This window comes from Bradyrhizobium sp. 6(2017) (assembly GCF_011058295.2).
Lineage (GTDB): Bacteria > Pseudomonadota > Alphaproteobacteria > Rhizobiales > Xanthobacteraceae > Bradyrhizobium > Bradyrhizobium septentrionale.
Map to the genome: position 1 here is coordinate 5,497,707 of NZ_CP049289.2, position 15,557 is coordinate 5,513,263.

Consider the following 15,557-nt stretch of genomic DNA (forward strand, 5'->3'; position numbering starts at 1 on the left):
ATAGACGGCGCACAGACGCCCGGAGGCGACCATGAACCACTCGATCCATTCAGCTGATCGCTCGACCCATCTGAAGATTGTGGTCGTTGCCCTCGTTGCCGGCATCGCAGTTGCGGCTTTCGGCATTTCGGCCCGGAACAACGCGGATTTCACCCAGACCGCCCAGACGACCCAGGTCATCAAGGCCGGTAAGCCAGTGGCGATCACCTCCTCGGGCACCTCGGCCGTCCGCTAGGATTTCCTCAGGCTTCGGCAAACAGAACGGCCGCCTTCGGGCGGCTTTTTGTTGTGCGCTGCCGAATTGAAACAGCTGTCCCATTCCAGCGCAGACCACCGAAAGGTGGTCGCGGAAACCCGACAGCGGCGCGCGAGCTGACCAAACGAAATGCCGGCCGAGCCGGCCGGAAACCGCGCCAAGCCCTTCCTCCACTACCGGCGTTAACCGCGTTGCACGCCTGACGCCGCGACCGGCAGCCGGTCGTCGCGCCGCGGCACGATCGCTGCCCCTTTCAACACGTCTTGCCCCGCCGGCGCCCCGACGCGGGACAGGCAGAGTTTGGAGGATTGCGATGTCCGTCACCAACCACGCCCAGCCGGCCGCCGGCATCACCGATTACATTGCGATCGCGAGGCCCGACCACTGGATCAAGCATGTGCTGATCATCCCGGGCGTCGCGTTTGCGCTGATCATGTCGCAGACCGGACCGATCGAGCTTGCGACGTTCGCCGAGCGCCTCGCCATCTGCCTGTTCGTCGCGATGGCGCTGTCGTCGGCGAACTACACCATCAATGAGTGGCTCGATGCGCCGTTCGACGCCATGCACCCGACCAAGCGTGCACGACCCGCGGTGCAGACCGCGATGTCGCCGACCATCGTCCTGGCCCAATACGTGCTGCTCACCGCCATCGGCATCTTTGCCGCCAACCGGCTCGGTTACGCCTTCGCCGCGACCGTGTTCGCGGTGTTCGGCGTGATCTACAACGTGCGTCCGATCCGCGCCAAGGACCGTGCCTTCATCGACGTCATCGTCGAGTCCCTCAACAATCCGCTGCGCTTCCTGTTCGGCTGGTTCGCGGTGGTGCCGAGCATCGCGCCGCCGGTGTCGATCCTGCTCGCCTACTGGTTCGGCGGCGCCTTCCTGATGGCCGCCAAGCGCGTCTCCGAGCATCGTGCCATCGTCGAAGCCGGCGGCACTGCCAACCTCGCCGCCTACCGGCCCTCCTTCGCGGTCTATACCCATTCGAGCCTGGTCACGAGCTGCCTCGTCTATGCCCAGGGCTTCGCCTTCATGATGGCGATCTTCCTGTTGAAGTACCGCATCGAATATCTCGTCGTCGTGCCGATGCTGATCGCGCTGTTCGCGGCCTATATGCGGCTCGCGCTGACGCCGGATTCCGCCGCGGCGCGGCCGGAGGAATTGATGCGGCAGCCGGCGATGCTGATCGCGGCCGCCGTCACCATGGCGCTGTTCGGCGGGCTGACCTTCGTCGATCTGCCCTGGCTGAACAGCCTCACGAGTTCGGACCTGATCCGTCTCGGCGGGATCCGCTAACATGTCGATCGCAACTCCGTTCGAGACGCCGAAGGCCGATCTCGGTGTCGTTGCCGCAGCGCTGCTGTTCGCAGGGCTGCTCGTGCTGCTGGATGGTCCGATCTGGCTGGTCAAACTGGTGCCGACCCAGGACGGGCCGGTGCATCTGGCACAGGCCGATTTGATCGCCCGGTTCGGCTGGGGCGGCGCGCTGCAAGAGCCCGCGGCGTCGTTCTATCAATGGAATCCGCGGATCGAGCCGAACTCGGCGATCTATCTGCTGCTCGCCGGATTGATCCGGCTGACCGGCGATGCGCTGGTCGCCAATAGCCTTTTCCTCAGCCTCTATGGCCTGGTCTGGATCGTTGCGGCCTTCGCGGCGAGCCGCGCCGAGACCGAGCGGCCGCTGCTGCCGGCGCTGCTGTTGCTGCCGGTCGCCTTCGGCGTCTTCATCCATTGGGGTTTTTACAATTTCGCGCTCGGCATCCCGCTTTTCCTGCTGTTCGCGAGTTTTTGGCGTGGCCTCGGCGGGCGCCGCGATGCGCTGGCCTTCGTCGCCACCGCGCTGTTGCTGGCCGCGCTCTACCTGACCCACATCACCTCGGTCGTCGCGGCCTGCCTGCTGCTCGCCGCCGACGGCATCGCGCGCGCGGTCGCGACATTCGAGCGGCAGGGCGCCAGGGCCGCGGCGCAACGCCTGCTGCGCGACGGCGTGTGGGCTGCTGCGGCGGCGCTGCCGGTCCTGCTTTTGATCGCAAGCTTCCTGTTCACCTACCAGAACATTGCCGGCGAGACGGCGAGCGCCGCGGGCGGCGTTGCCCAGATCATCCGGCGCATCGTGGCCGCGACCTATCTCTTCACTTTCACCTGGTGGGAGGTGATCGCGCTCGCGCCGGTGCTCGGCGCGATCGTGCTGGCGAGCTTCGTCGCGCTGCGGCGCTTCGGTTCGGGCGACCTGCTGTGGCCGGTCTTCTTCGTTCTGGTGCTGGCGCTGTCGCTGCTCAATCTCAAGACCGGCTCGGCGCTGCTGTCGGAACGGCTCGCCCCCTTTAGCGGGATCGCGATCGTGCTGGCGATCGCAAGCCGCCAGCCTGCACCGGCACTCTCCCGCGCGCTCTGCCTGGCCGCGCTGTCGGGCCTGATCGGACAGACCGCGGTGCGCGCCGTCGCCTACCAGAGCTGGGCGCCGACGCTGGAGAGCGAGCTCGCCGCCGGCCACGACAATCCCGGCCAGAGCTTTGCCAATGCCGACCTGATCACTGAGCGAGACAGCCATCTGTTCGCCTGGCGCATTCGTCCGACCCTGCACGCCGCGCAGACCGCAGCACTTGCGAGCCGCGGCGTCGGCCTGTCCTCGCCGCTGCCCTCGACGCGCTATTTCGGCTACTTCCCGCTGCAATATGTCGAGGCGCGCGATTTCATGCGCGCCACGCCGGATTGGCAGGATGCACCCGATGTCGCCTCGGTCGCCAGGTTCCGCGCCGCCAATCATGGCGCGCCACAGGTCCTGATCGTCTCGAGCTCCGACCGGGATGGTGTGGCCTTTGCCGACAAGTTCGGCTACCCCGACTGCAAGACCACCGAGACCGGGGCACGCGAGATCGACGTGTGCAAGGTCGCAACCCGGCTGAGCGCCGCGAATGACTGAGCATCGCCTCGCCGGTGAAAGCATTGCGAAGCCAAAGGACGGTCCCTCCACCGACGGTGCGGACGCGCTGCTCGGCCTGCCCGTGGCGCTGCCACTGGTGCTCGACCTCGACGGCACGCTGATCAAGGGCGACCTGCTCTATCTCAGCTTCTTCTCGATCCTGCGCCGCAATCCGCTGATCGTCGCGTCATGCGCCGCATGGCTGGTGCGCGGCCGTGCCGCGCTGAAGCGCGAGCTCGCCCTGCGCCAGAGCATCGACTGGAGCCGGATCGAACTCCGCCAGGACGTCGCAGCACTGGCCGAGCGCGAGAAGGCCGCCGGCCGCCGCATCGTGCTGGCGACCGCGGCCGACGCGCTGCTCGCGCAAAAGCTGGCATCGCGGCTTTCATTTATCGACCAGGTCCTCGCCTCCGACGGCGAACACAATCTCAAGGGCGCCAACAAGGCCGACCTGTTGCTGAAGACCTTTCCCGAGGGCTTCATCTATGCCGGCGACAGCGCCTCCGACCTCGCGGTCTGGGCCCACGCCGCCGGAATCATCACCGTCAATGCGTCCGAGGCCGTGCGCGCCGCCGCAGCCGCGCTCGACAAACCGACGCTTCAGCTGCAGGGCCACGCGGCTGCGGTGAAATCTTAACCGCATCCTAACGCGGTCGTTCGATTGCAATCCGCTCCGCGATCCCAGTTTTAAAAATTGTTCGGTTAAGGTCGGCGTCAACAGAGGCGCAGGCCCACAATGAATTTGCAGCAGCAAGTAATTTCGACCGGCTTCAAGATCATCTGCACCGATTGCGGCAGCCTGGCGATCAAGGTCGCCGATCCGGCGCACGCGTCCGGCGACACCATCATCGAATGCCGCCGCTGCAACGCGGTGCGCGGCACGGTGGCGGACCTGCACGTGCTGGCGCGGCGCGGCCGCGACCTGTTCGAATTCTAACCCGGGCCGCGCCGATGCTGTCAGACCCGAAAACCGCCACGCAGAACGACGCGCCCCTCGATGTTCCTCTTGAAACAGTGTGGACGATCCTCGAAGCCGCCAACGAACTGGGCGACACAAACACGGTCGACGCCTGCCGCCGCGTCATCGACGCCAATTTGCGCGGCGACGCGCCCGGACAGCCCGACCTCGCCGCGATCGCCGCATTCTTTGCCTGATTGAGGCAGCGTGTTGCTGTCTGTAAATTCAATACGGCACCGCCGTGACAAAGCGCTGCGCGGAAACACAACAACACAGACCGGGACGTTGCCTGGCCTTGGCTTAACTTTGCGTAACTTGCTTCGTCCAGGGACGACCGGCTAGCTGTCTCGCAGCTTTCGGATTCGGACGGGCCGATGAAATTGACGCGCGACGACCTGGTTGTCGGGGTCGCGATCCCCGCCTTCTTCATCCTCAGCATCGCCTCGATGATCGCCTGCGCGCGCGCGTTTCCGGGGATGCATGTCTGGCAATCCGACATCACCGCGCAGGCCATCCTCGGCACCGCCATCATGGCCGTCTTCGTCCCGGCCTTCGTCGCGGGACGATTCAGCTTCGGCTACCTGGTGGGCTTCTCGCTGCTGTCGGCCGTGTTCGGCTTCGTCTGGCTCAGCTTCTTCAGCGCGTTCGATTATCCGCACGCCATCGCGCGCTGGGCCATGATCGCCGCGCTGACTGCGGCCATCATCCCTCTCCTGTTCCAGAATATCCCGCTTTGGCGGCCCGACCTGTCCGAGACGGCGATCAGGCGCATCGTGGTCCTGCTGCTCGGGGCATCCTTCGCCGTGCTGATTGCAGACATCTCCCACGGAGCCAATGTGGGCGATCCCTATGGAGAAGCCCGCAACGCCGTCACGCGTCCGGTGCCGTTGAACTATCTGACCGGAATCATCATCGGCGCGGTTCTGCCCTATGTGTTCGCGCATCTTGCGTCGCGCCGGCACTGGCTGGCGGCGGCGGCCGTGTTGCTGTTTGCCCTGTGCTTCTATCCGGTCCTCAACAACAAGACCATTCTGCTGCTGCCGGTCTGGCTGCCGTTTCTGTTCTGGCTGTTCGGCCGGTTCAGCCCGCGGCTGGCGACCGTGCTCGCATTCCTGATCCCGATGATCATCGGTCTGACAGCGTTCTTCGTTCTCGTTGCCGACAAGGGCTATATCGTATTCGGCACCATCAATTTGCGCTTCGCCGCGATCCCGTCACTCGCCCTTGATCAATACGCCGACTTCTTTGCACACCGCGAGCCGACCCGCTTCTGCCAGATATCCATCCTGCGGCACATCACCGCCTGCCCCTACGACGCGCTCGGCCCGACGCTGGGAGCGGTCTATCAGGATGGCAATTTCAATGCATCGTTCCTCGCCACGGAGGGCATCGCATCGGTCGGTCTTGCGCTCGCCCCGGTTTCGGCGCTGGTGTGCGGCCTGATCCTGTCGGTGGGATCGATGGTCTCGCGGCACCTGTCGCCGCGCTTCATCGCGGTTTCCTCAGGCATTGCCGTTCCGACGATCATGAACGTGCCACTGACGACAAGCCTGCTGTCGAACGGGATCGCGCTGCTGTTCCTGCTGTGGTGGCTGACGCCCGAATGGCGCGAGGAGTTATCCGCACCGCCCTGGCGGCCCGATCAGCCGACCGGCGTCGCAGGCCTTGCGGCGTCCTGATCCGGGCGAGCATCCCGCTTTATGTGATCACTGCCCGGCCGTCGTCACCCAGCCGCTCTTGCGACAGGGCCGAGGTAGACGACGACACCGGGAGACGATACGCTCACCATTTTTCAGCGCCTTTTTTTCATTGGAGCTTGAAGTGGTTCAGAGCGCGCAAGGAGGTCCGGCCGCGTTAGGTCCCGGAAGTGCCGCACCGTGGTTTTCGCAGCAAACGCTTTCGCTTCCGAATTATTCATTCTCAAGTGCCGGCGGCCGCTATCTTGCGCTGAGCTTTCTCGGCAGTGCCGGAGACGACAGCGCGCGCGAAGTGATCCAGCAGGTCACGGACGCAACAGATGTTTTCGACGGACAGCGCGCGGCGTTCTTTGGCGTGACGATCGATGCGAGGGACAAGGCTAACGAGACGCTGTCCGAGCGGAACGGTATCCGATATTTCCTGGATTTTGACGGGGCCGTCAGCCGCCTCTACGGCGCACTTCCGCAGGCCTCGGCACCAGGCGAGCAATCCCGCTACAAGCGGATGTGGATTCTGATCGATCCAACCCTGCGTGTGATGGGTATGGCTCCGCTCGGGCAAACCGCCGCGCTGATCTCGCGCCTGCGCACCCTGCCGTCGCCGGATCGCTTCGCCGGGATTCGTCTGCAGGCCCCGATCCTGTACTTGCCGCAGGTGTTCGAGCCGGCCTTTTGCAAGCATCTGATCGGCCTCTACGAAAGCAACGGCGGCGAAATGTCCGGCGTCATGCGCGAGATCGATGGCAAGACGGTCGGCGTCAGGGACGTCCGGTTCAAGGCGCGCAGGGACTTTTTGCTTGAAGACGCCGAGCTCAGACGTCAGGTCGATCTGAGGATTGAGCGCGCGATCGTTCCCGAGATCGCCAAGGTTCACCAATTCAAGGCGACGCATATCGAGCGTTACATGGTCGGCTGTTACGACGCGGCCGACAACGCGCACTTTGCACCGCATCGAGACAACACGACCAAGGGCACGGCGCACCGCCGGTTCGCGGTTTCAATCAATCTGAACGACGATTTTGACGGCGGCGAAATTTGCTTCCCGGAATACGGGCCGCAGTCGTTCAAGCCACCCACCGGATGCGCCGTCGTATTCTCCTGCTCGCTGCTACACGCCGTCAGCCTCGTCACGCGCGGCAAGCGCTACGCGTTCCTGCCGTTCCTCTACGACCAGACAGCGGCAGATATCAGGGACGAAAACCGCAGGTTCATTTCAAGGGAGGAAGGCTGACGGCGCCGGTTCGACCAAGCCCACATCCTGGTGCTGACCAGCGAGGGCGAGAAGCTCGCGGGTAACCCGGATGCTCCGCCGTCGACCGCGGCGCTGCATGCAGCGGTGCGAGAACCACCCCGATCAACCTTGGACCGGTCCACACGCCTGCACGTGTTGCGGAGCCGGAGCGCCCTGCCCGAACTGCAATAAGCCGGACGACGGCGAAGTCCCCCGGACACCCAAGGGATCCACCGAAGAAGGCTGAAACGGGACAAGCTGCCTAGTTTACCGCCACTTCATTTCGGCCCGCGCCTGCTGATCGCGCTGACGTAGCATCGAGTAGAGCTTGGCCCAAATCCGAAAGAAGCGGACACGAGGTCGGGTGTACCGGATCGTCGGCCGCTGCGGAGCGAAGACCCCGCCCTGCTCCTCATGCCAGCGTCGAATATGCCATTGCATGTACCGCTTGTGGGCAACGCGGTAATAGTGCCTGAAGAGCGGATACATAGTCGACACGGGAACGTTGTGAACGCGCAGGCTTTCGGACAGCGCTATCTGCTCCAGCGTGAGCAGCTTCTTACCCTGGTCGAGCACGGCGTCAATCAGCGCGATCGCATCTTCGATCACCGGCACGTGCTTCGCCGGGTCGACTGCGGCCAACCCGCTGTTGTATTCAACGGACGCTTTCGGGTCGTAGCGATATGGGCCAATGTTCGGCAGATCAGCCGTGAAGCCGGCCAGGGCCGGGAAGGGATTCCGCCCGTGAAACCGGTCAACGGCGATCGATCCCGCGCACACCATCGACCATAGCTTTTCGAAGAACCCGTCTTGGAAAAACGTATCCGTGTCTGTCATGACGCAGAAGTTCAGGTTGCTCTTCATCTCCTCGAGGAGAACGCACGGCTTGATGCGGTGATGATAAAGACCGCCGCGTGAAAACTCTGCGATCTTTGGCGTGATATCGACAATTCGGACCGGCAAATCTCGATAGAGATCAGGCTTGTCGGTGTAGACGACAACATCGACGGGGACATGGAATTTCCAATGCAGCAGCGTCGCCAGGCTGTATCGCAACTCCAAATATAGACGCTCAAGATTCCCGTACTCGACGTAAATGAAAGTAAGTCCCCGCGAAACCATTTCCGGAAGCACCCCGCAACCTTAAGCTGACTAATTTCGCACCCATACCGCAGTTTGCGAGTGTTGCCAAATGTTGCTGCCCAATACCTTCGGCGGCCCTCCCCTGCCCGCGCACAAAAGGCAAAAAATACCGGCGGTTTGCTCGAGCCCGCCGGTGGGGGTGATGTGCTGAAAATTCTACGGTAAGGGCAATCTCAACCGATCTCGTTAGCGGTTTACATCATCGAGCGCATCGGCGATTTCATTGAGCCGCTGCTGGATCAACTGACGTGTTGCCGGGTCGGCCGTCACCTGCACCTGCTGTTCGCGGTTGAACTTGTCATTCCGGAGTGTGTCCCGGCGCACCTGGTTGATCTGCGGGAGGGCAAAATGGCCAACTCGATCGACACCAATCGCGAGCTGCAGGCGACCTATCGGCCCAACCACGCGGCCGTCGTCAGGCTCGCAGACGAGGCCAAGTTGCGCGGGCGCGCGGCGCATCGGGGAAACCGGAAATTCGAACGGAAAAAGTACCCAGAGTCGAAAATGACCCCTCGCAGGCAGTCGAAAATCAAATACAGAGCTATTAAGTGATTGATATTATTGGCGCGAGAGACGGGACTCGAACCCGCGGCCTCCGCCGTGACAGGGCGGCGCTCTAACCAACTGAGCTACTCCCGCGGATGCCGATCATCGGATTGATCCGCGCAGGACCGAGGGCATAAAGGGCCTCTTCCCGTTAGTCAAGGACGTTCCGGATCCCTGCACAGCACGGGCTTTTTTGCGCTCAAGGCCCGAGTTGTCGGCTGTTTTCAGGCAAAACGGCGGTGTCAGTAAAGCCCCGAATCAACTAAGGCCTGACAGGTCTGGGTTTCCTGTGGCCGGCCCGGCGCTGCCCGTTCCCAGAACCGGCGGTTTCAGGACTTTTTCGGACGCACTTTTCCCGACGCGAACGGCACGCCATTCGCGCGAAAGCAGCAAGCAATCCAGCCATTCAGCAACGAGGAGGGCCAGACATGGCGAAGAAAGCAGCGACACCGGCGACGATCACGCTGAAGCACCTGGCGGCGGCCATCGCCGAAGAGCAGGAGCTGTCCAAGAAGCAGGCCGAGGCGATCCTGACCGACATGGTCAACCGGATCACCAAGCACCTCAAGAAGGGCGAGCGTATCAGGATCGTCGGCCTCGGCATCCTCCAGGTCCGCAAGCGCGCCGCCCGCATGGGCCGCAACCCGGCGACCGGCGAGCAGATCCACATCAAGGCGAGCAAGAAGGTCGCCTTCCGCGCCGCCAAGGAGCTGAAGGAAGCCGTCTAGGCCGATTCGCTCGAAAGCGCTCGAAGCCTGTAACTCTCTCCGTTAAGACAAAGCGCCATTCCGGCTGGTCACGCGGCCCCGGAATGGCGCTTTTCTGTTATAGAGTTGTCTCTCGGCGCTTGCCTTGTCGCGGTCTGCTCGCACGAACCGACTTGGCCAAGGCGCTGTCTCCCCCTTCCCTACCTTAGTGCGGTCTTCATGCTGGCACCGGCTCTCGACTTCAAGCACACCGTCACCGAGCGCTTCCTGCGCTATGTCGTGATCGATACCCAGTCCAACCCGGATTCTCCCACCACGCCCTCCACCGAGAAGCAGAAGAATCTCGGCCGCCTGCTGGTCGCCGAGTTGCAAGCGATGGGCGTAGCGGACGCGCATCTTGATCCGCATGGCTACGTCTATGCGACGATCCCGGCCAACACCGGCAAGACGGTGCCGGTGATCTGCTTCTGCTCGCACATGGACACCTCGCCCGACTGCACCGGCAAGAACGTCAAGCCGCAGGTCGTGAAGAACTATCGCGGCGGCAACATCGTGTTGCCTGCCGATTCCTCGCAGGTGATCCGCGCCGCCGAGCATGAAGCGCTGGCCGACCAGATCGGCAACGACATCATCACAACCGACGGCACCACTTTGCTCGGCGCCGACAACAAGGCCGGCCTCGCCGAGATCATGGATGCCGCGCATTTCCTGATCACCAATCCGCAGGTGAAGCACGGCACCATCAAGATCCTGTTCACGCCGGACGAGGAGATCGGCCGCGGCGTCGACAAGGTCGACATCAAAAAACTCGGCGCCGACTTCGGCTACACCATGGACGGAGAGACCGCCGGCCATATCGAGGACGAGACCTTCTCGGCCGACGGCGCCAGCATCATCATCGAAGGCGTCGCGACCCATCCGGGCTTCGCCAAGGGCAAGATGGAGCACGCGATCAAGATCGCCGCCGCGATCGTCGATCGCCTGCCGAAGCATACCTGCTCGCCCGAGACCACCGAAGGCAAGGAAGGTTTTCTGCATCCGGTCGCGATTTCGGGCGCGCTGGAGAACGCGCGGATCGAGTTCATCGTGCGCGATTTCACCGAGGCCAGCCTGAAGCAGAAGGAAGCCCTGCTCGAAGAGATCGTGCAGGACGTCATGAAGGCGTATCCGCGCTCGACCTACCGCATGGAGGTCAAGCAGCAATACCGCAACATGAAAGAGGTGATCGATCGCCACCCGCAGATCGTCGCCTATGCAATCGAGGCGATCGAGCGCGCCGGCCTGACGCCGGTGAAGACCTCGATCCGCGGCGGCACCGATGGTTCACGGCTGTCCTTCATGGGACTGCCCTGCCCGAACATCTTCGCCGGCGAGCACGCGTTCCATTCGCGGCTCGAATGGGTCAGCCGGCAGGACATGGAAAAGGCCGTGCAGACCATCGTCCATCTGGCGATGATCTGGGAAGAGAAGGCCTGATCAGGCCCGCGCGGTCACGATCCAGATCGCGCCCGGCAGCAGCACGGCATCGCCCTTCGCGAACGGCGCGAGCGCCTCGCGCATCGATGCGATGGCGGCGGCGCGCACGTCATCCGGGTGCCCTTCCAGCGCACGGCTGGCCGGCCCGATTTCGAGCGCGCCCTGGATCGCCGCATCCATGCCGCGACTAACAGCAACGTCGAGCTCGACCTTGCACGGCTCCATGGCGATGCCGGAGAAGCCGGCCTCGCCCAGGATCCGCTTCACCCGCGCCTCGGACGCAAACGAAAACGGACCGGGATCCTCGGGGCCGAGCTGCGGCAGTTTCGGCACGTGCTTGTAGACCGCCTGCAGCGGCGCCATGAAGAACGGATTCTCGCGCGGCTCCTGCCAGCAGGCGAAGGCGAGACGCCCGCTCTTCCGCATCGCCTTGTGCAGGTTGGCGAACGACACCGCTGGGTCGGCAAAGAACATCACGCCGAAGCGCGAGGCCAGCAGGTCGAAGCTCTCGCGCGCGAACGGATAGACGGTCGCATCCGCAAGCGCGAATTCGACCGGCAACCCCTGCGGCGCGCTCTGCCGCGCCCGCGTCAGCATCGGCTCCGAGACGTCGACGCCGAGCACGTGGCCATCGGGCGCGACCTTCGCCGCCAGCGCAAAGCTCGAGGCGCCGCTGCCGCAGCCGATATCGACGACGCGCTCGCCGGCTTTCGGGGCCGCGCGATCGATCAGGAGGTCGAGCACCGGCTGCAACACGATGTCCTGCGCAGCCTGCCTGGTGGCCCAGCGCTGGCCGCCCGGCCCGTTCCAATAGGCGATCTGATCGGCGTTTTGCGGATGACCTGCGTTCATGCGAACAAAACCTTTGCTGAGAAACTTGCGGCGAAGCTAAAGCGCGATGAGATCGTGTCGAATCGTCATCGCGCTTTAGCACCTTTTTTTGAGCATGATCTCTTCGGAAAACCGCTTCACACTTTTCCGGATCATGCTCTAACAGCTCTCGCGCGTCGCGGCGCGCAGCATCGGCATCACCTGATAGGTGAATCCGGCATTGGCCCTGGTGACGGGATCGTTGGCGACGATCTCCTGCGGATCGGCATCGTCGGACAGTTGCAGCACGCCCAGTCCCCAGACGCCGGCGGGATCGGCCACGGGACCGAACACAAGCGCCTTGCCGGCGCGCAGCAATTCGCCGCAATACGCGACATGCGCCTGCATGATCGCGGCTTCCTCAGGCGTCATGTCCTGCGGGAAGGTCGGACGCGGGCCGGTCAATTTACAGACGTAATACTTCATCGACCTGGCCTGCGGTCTCGGATTATTTGGCGGCTGCGCTCGTGGGCTTCGCCTGCTTCGGCGCAGGCGTCTTCGCGGTGGCCTTGGCGGCATTCGCCTTCGGCGCGCCCTGCCCATCGCTGCGCGCGATGCCCCAGGGGTCGGTGGGCTTCTGATCCGGCACGCCGCTGAGCGCGCGCTGGTAGGCACGTTGCTGCCGCTGTTCGTTGGCGGTATCCGCCGGTGATTTCTCGATCTCTTCGCGATAGCGCTGCACATGGTCCTGCGCCAAGGCAGGTCCGGCAATCATGGCAAGAAGAAGAATCGCGGCGAGTTTGCGCATGCATCAGGTTCCCGGTTAGGCCGAGATAATAGCATCGCAGCGAGGTCGATTCCAAACCTGCGCGGCGAGAACGACGATGACGAGAATCATACTTTGGTCCGCAAGGGAACAGCAGTGATCGGTAGTGAGCCCGTCCGCCTCCGCTCTTCGAGCTTCGGCGTGACAGCCTTCGCCCTGCGGCACCGATTACGCGGCAACTTCGGCCGCAAAAGGCTGGCTTGCCCAGCCGTAGCCCGTGAGGTGCGAATGCTGGTAGGCGGCGAGAGATTCGAACTCCCGACCCTCTCGGTGTAAACGAGATGCTCTAACCAGCTGAGCTAGCCGCCCTTACCTGCGCGCCTCTTTAGCCTCGCCCGCCCCTCAGGCGCAAGGTCGCAAGCCCTCAATCCGTCGGCCGCGCCGGCAATCCCCTGAGATCGTTGATCCATGGCGCGGCGGAGCGGCCCCAGAACTGGCGTCGCGGGGTCAATCCGCCGCGCTGGCGAATGCTGCCCCAGCGGATACCAAAATCGTCGGGACCGCCGTCCTCGCTGCTTGTGAACAACGGGGAACCGCAATCGCCGCAGAAATGCTGGAAGCGGATCCGGCCGTTGTCGCCCCGCTTGCCGTACACTTTCGGCGCACCTCCGGTCAGCCGGACCTGCTCGGCGGCACAGATCACCGTGACGCGATAGGGCGAGCCGGTCAGCGCCTGGCAGTCCGTGCAATGGCAGATCGATACTCGTTCGGGATCGATCTCGGCCTGATAGGTGACGGCCCCGCAATGGCATTGCCCGTCGATGTGCATCCGCGTTCTCCCAATTCCGTCAAACAAAGCGGCTCCCTGGGCGCCGTTCCATCGTCTGCGGCTCGGCTGCCGGCCTGCTCCTTGGGAGCAATGCTGGTATCCCGGATCGGCCTAGTTTGGGATACCAAACCGGGATACGCTAACCACCACAAACTCGATCCCGTGCACCCGCCGAGGCCCCCCATGTCGCAGATGCTCCAGATCCACGACCAGCTCCGGGAGATGATCCTCTCGCTCGACCTGGGCCCCGGCGAGCGGCTGACCGAACGTTGGCTGGAGAGCCGGTTCGAGGGGTCGCGCACGCCGATCCGTGCCGCCCTGGTGCGGCTCGAAGGCGAAGAGCTGGTCCGTCGCGACGGCCGCAACTGGATCGTGGCGCCGATCGATCTCGGCGAGCTGGAGGCGCTGGCCGAGTTCCGCATTCCACTGGAAACGACAGCCGTCCGCCTCGCCTGCGCGCGGGCGAGCGCGGCCGACATCGCCGGCGTCGAGGAGATGCTGGATGCCTGCCAGTCCGGCGCGCTGCGCGAGGAATGGCACCGCGTCGGCACCGATTTCCATGTCGAGATCGCGCGGCTCTCCGGCAATCCGTTCATCGTCAAGGCGATCGCCGGTGCGATGACCCGGCTGTCGCGGGCACGCTGGCTCGAAGTGTGGACCGAACCCTCGCGCGAGCAGGCCTGGCGCGAGCACCGCCGCATCCTCGGCTTCATCAAGGACAACGATCCGGATTCTGCCGCGCGCGAGGCTGCCGATCACATCACCGCCACCCGCGATCGGCTGCTGCGTTCGCTGAACGAGGATCGCCGCGGCCTGCGCGCGCGCGGCTTCGCCGTGATCGGGCTGCGCTGACATGGACGCTAAAGTGTTGGACGTTAAAGTATTGGACGCTCAAATCATGGACGCCGAAGTCGATCGCGAAGCCATCCTCGACGCCGGCCCCTGGAAGCGCAACCTGATCGTTTGCGTGGTCGGCTCGTTCACCACCATCGTGGGAATGACGCTGCTGCTGCCGTTCCTGCCGCTCTATGTCGAGCAGCTCGGCGTCACAGATCATGCTGCCATCGTGCAATGGTCGGGCGTCGCCTATGGCGCAACCTTCTTCAGCGCGGCGCTGACGGCACCGCTGTGGGGACGGCTCGCCGATCGTTACGGCCGCAAGCTGATGCTGATCCGCGCCAGCCTCGGCATGGCGATTGCGATGTCGCTGATCGGCATGGCGCACAATGTCTATGAGCTGGTCGGCTTGCGGCTATTGACCGGCCTGCTCGGCGGCTACGCCTCGGGCTCGACCGTGCTGGTCGCGGCGCAAACGCCGAAGGCGCGGTCCGGTTGGGCGATCGGCGTGCTGTCGGCCGGCATCATGGCCGGCAGCCTGGTTGGTCCGTTGATCGGCGGCGTGCTGCCCGGGCTGATCGGCATCCGCGCGACCTTCTTCCTGATCGGCGGCGTCATCTTCATCACCTTCCTCGGCACCACCTTCCTGATCCGCGAGGAGGCACGTCCGAAGACCGCGAAAGGCGCCAAATCGCGCGGCGGCTGGTCGCTGGTCCCGGACAAGCGCCCGGTGGTCGCGATGTGGGGAACGGGCCTGCTCTTGATGATCGCCAACATGTCGATCGAGCCGATCATCACGGTCTATGTCGCTCAGCTGGTCGAGGCGCCGCAGGTGATTTTCGTCGCCGGCCTCGTGATGTCGGCAGCGGCCTTCGGCAGCCTGCTGTCGTCGTCGCATCTCGGCAAGCTCGCCGATCGCGTCGGCCACTGGCGGATCATCATCATCTGCCTGGCGGTCTCGGCATTGCTGCTGATCCCGCAGGCCTTCGTGGTCAGCGGCTGGCAACTGATCCTGCTGCGCTTCCTGATGGGGCTCGCGCTCGGCGGCCTGTTGCCCTGCATCGCCAGCGTGATCCGGCACAACGTGCCCGACGCCGTCACCGGCAGCATGCTGGGCTACTCGATCTCGGCGCAATATGCCGGTCAGGTGATCGGCCCGCTCGCCGGCGGATTCATCGGCGGCCATATCGGCATGCGCGCGGTGTTTTTGGGAACCAGCGTGCTGATGGCGCTCGGGGCGATCGGCAATTTCGTCGTCGAGAAGAAGAAGTAGTCCGGCGCCCGCCCCGCTCCCGGTGGCGACTGAGGCCGTCTGCTTCCTGACCCCACTTGCAAGCAACCAAAACAAAAACGGCGCCCGAAGGCGCCGTTTTATTA

The 15,557-nt window shown here is 64.0% G+C and carries 18 protein-coding genes and 2 tRNA genes; 12 read left to right on the forward strand and 8 right to left on the reverse strand.

Annotated features, from left to right (window positions below; all coding sequences use genetic code 11):
- Positions 1 to 31: 31 nt before the first annotated feature.
- The 8 genes from G6P99_RS25770 to G6P99_RS25805 all read left to right on the forward strand — a co-directional run bounded on the left by G6P99_RS25770 (position 32) and on the right by G6P99_RS25805 (position 7,066).
- On the forward strand, positions 32 to 235 hold the full coding sequence (locus G6P99_RS25770) for a hypothetical protein (RefSeq protein ID WP_029080749.1): 204 nt from the start codon (positions 32 to 34) through the stop codon (positions 233 to 235).
- A gap of 334 nt (positions 236 to 569) precedes the next feature.
- On the forward strand, positions 570 to 1,553 hold the full coding sequence (locus G6P99_RS25775) for a UbiA family prenyltransferase (protein ID WP_051346205.1): 984 nt from the start codon (positions 570 to 572) through the stop codon (positions 1,551 to 1,553).
- 1 nt (position 1,554) lies between these two features.
- Complete coding sequence (locus G6P99_RS25780) at positions 1,555 to 3,180, forward strand: hypothetical protein (protein ID WP_029080748.1); 1,626 nt, start codon at positions 1,555 to 1,557, stop codon at positions 3,178 to 3,180.
- The gene (locus tag G6P99_RS25785; RefSeq protein WP_029080747.1) at positions 3,173 to 3,817 is read left to right on the forward strand and encodes a haloacid dehalogenase-like hydrolase; all 645 of its coding nucleotides are present in this window, start codon (positions 3,173 to 3,175) and stop codon (positions 3,815 to 3,817) included. The genes G6P99_RS25780 and G6P99_RS25785 overlap by 8 nt, the downstream gene beginning before the upstream one ends.
- 99 nt (positions 3,818 to 3,916) lie before the next feature.
- Positions 3,917 to 4,117: a hypothetical protein gene (locus tag G6P99_RS25790; protein WP_029080746.1), complete on the forward strand. Its 201-nt coding sequence runs from the start codon at positions 3,917 to 3,919 to the stop codon at positions 4,115 to 4,117.
- A gap of 14 nt (positions 4,118 to 4,131) precedes the next feature.
- A complete protein-coding gene (locus G6P99_RS25795) occupies positions 4,132 to 4,335 on the forward strand; it encodes a hypothetical protein (RefSeq protein WP_029080745.1) in 204 nt (67 codons plus the stop codon).
- Positions 4,336 to 4,512: 177 nt separating this feature from the next.
- Positions 4,513 to 5,817 (forward strand): hypothetical protein, encoded by a 1,305-nt coding sequence (locus G6P99_RS25800; protein WP_165123848.1) that lies wholly within the window; start codon positions 4,513 to 4,515, stop codon positions 5,815 to 5,817.
- A complete protein-coding gene (locus G6P99_RS25805; RefSeq protein ID WP_245284658.1) occupies positions 5,804 to 7,066 on the forward strand; it encodes a 2OG-Fe(II) oxygenase in 1,263 nt (420 codons plus the stop codon). The genes G6P99_RS25800 and G6P99_RS25805 overlap by 14 nt, the downstream gene beginning before the upstream one ends.
- Positions 7,067 to 7,333: 267 nt before the next feature.
- Here the strand turns inward: G6P99_RS25805 and G6P99_RS25810 are convergent, their stop codons facing one another.
- From G6P99_RS25810 to G6P99_RS25820, 3 genes are all read right to left on the reverse strand, one after another.
- Entirely contained in the window at positions 7,334 to 8,128 is a 795-nt protein-coding gene (locus G6P99_RS25810) for a hypothetical protein (RefSeq protein WP_156928562.1), read from the reverse strand.
- Positions 8,129 to 8,395: 267 nt separating this feature from the next.
- Positions 8,396 to 8,668, reverse strand: coding sequence for a hypothetical protein (locus tag G6P99_RS25815; RefSeq protein WP_029080741.1), 273 nt, complete (start codon positions 8,666 to 8,668; stop codon positions 8,396 to 8,398).
- 103 nt (positions 8,669 to 8,771) lie between these two features.
- Positions 8,772 to 8,848 (reverse strand) — tRNA-Asp (locus G6P99_RS25820).
- Between the two features lie 335 nt (positions 8,849 to 9,183).
- Between G6P99_RS25820 and G6P99_RS25825 the strand changes: the two genes are divergently transcribed.
- Both G6P99_RS25825 and pepT read left to right on the forward strand, forming a co-directional pair.
- Entirely contained in the window at positions 9,184 to 9,483 is a 300-nt protein-coding gene (locus tag G6P99_RS25825) for an HU family DNA-binding protein (protein ID WP_165123851.1), read from the forward strand.
- Between the two features lie 198 nt (positions 9,484 to 9,681).
- Positions 9,682 to 10,938 carry a peptidase T gene (pepT, locus tag G6P99_RS25830; RefSeq protein ID WP_029082881.1) on the forward strand — a complete coding sequence of 419 codons (1,257 nt, stop codon included), beginning with the start codon at positions 9,682 to 9,684 and terminating at the stop codon, positions 10,936 to 10,938.
- Here pepT and G6P99_RS25835 read toward each other — a convergent pair whose 3' ends face one another.
- The 5 genes from G6P99_RS25835 to G6P99_RS25855 form a co-directional block, all read right to left on the reverse strand.
- Positions 10,939 to 11,790: a class I SAM-dependent methyltransferase gene (locus tag G6P99_RS25835; protein ID WP_029082880.1), complete on the reverse strand. Its 852-nt coding sequence runs from the start codon at positions 11,788 to 11,790 to the stop codon at positions 10,939 to 10,941.
- A gap of 138 nt (positions 11,791 to 11,928) precedes the next feature.
- Complete coding sequence (locus G6P99_RS25840) at positions 11,929 to 12,234, reverse strand: YciI family protein (protein ID WP_029082879.1); 306 nt, start codon at positions 12,232 to 12,234, stop codon at positions 11,929 to 11,931.
- A 22-nt stretch (positions 12,235 to 12,256) separates the two neighbouring features.
- A complete protein-coding gene (locus tag G6P99_RS25845) occupies positions 12,257 to 12,556 on the reverse strand; it encodes a hypothetical protein (RefSeq protein WP_029082878.1) in 300 nt (99 codons plus the stop codon).
- Between the two features lie 250 nt (positions 12,557 to 12,806).
- A tRNA-Val gene (locus G6P99_RS25850) sits at positions 12,807 to 12,883 on the reverse strand.
- Positions 12,884 to 12,938: 55 nt separating this feature from the next.
- Positions 12,939 to 13,343: a GFA family protein gene (locus G6P99_RS25855; protein ID WP_029082877.1), complete on the reverse strand. Its 405-nt coding sequence runs from the start codon at positions 13,341 to 13,343 to the stop codon at positions 12,939 to 12,941.
- Between the two features lie 183 nt (positions 13,344 to 13,526).
- Between G6P99_RS25855 and G6P99_RS25860 the strand changes: the two genes are divergently transcribed.
- Both G6P99_RS25860 and G6P99_RS25865 read left to right on the forward strand, forming a co-directional pair.
- A complete protein-coding gene (locus G6P99_RS25860) occupies positions 13,527 to 14,195 on the forward strand; it encodes a GntR family transcriptional regulator (RefSeq protein ID WP_165123854.1) in 669 nt (222 codons plus the stop codon).
- A 46-nt stretch (positions 14,196 to 14,241) separates the two neighbouring features.
- Positions 14,242 to 15,453 (forward strand): MFS transporter, encoded by a 1,212-nt coding sequence (locus G6P99_RS25865; protein WP_035977453.1) that lies wholly within the window; start codon positions 14,242 to 14,244, stop codon positions 15,451 to 15,453.
- Positions 15,454 to 15,557 lie beyond the last annotated feature (104 nt).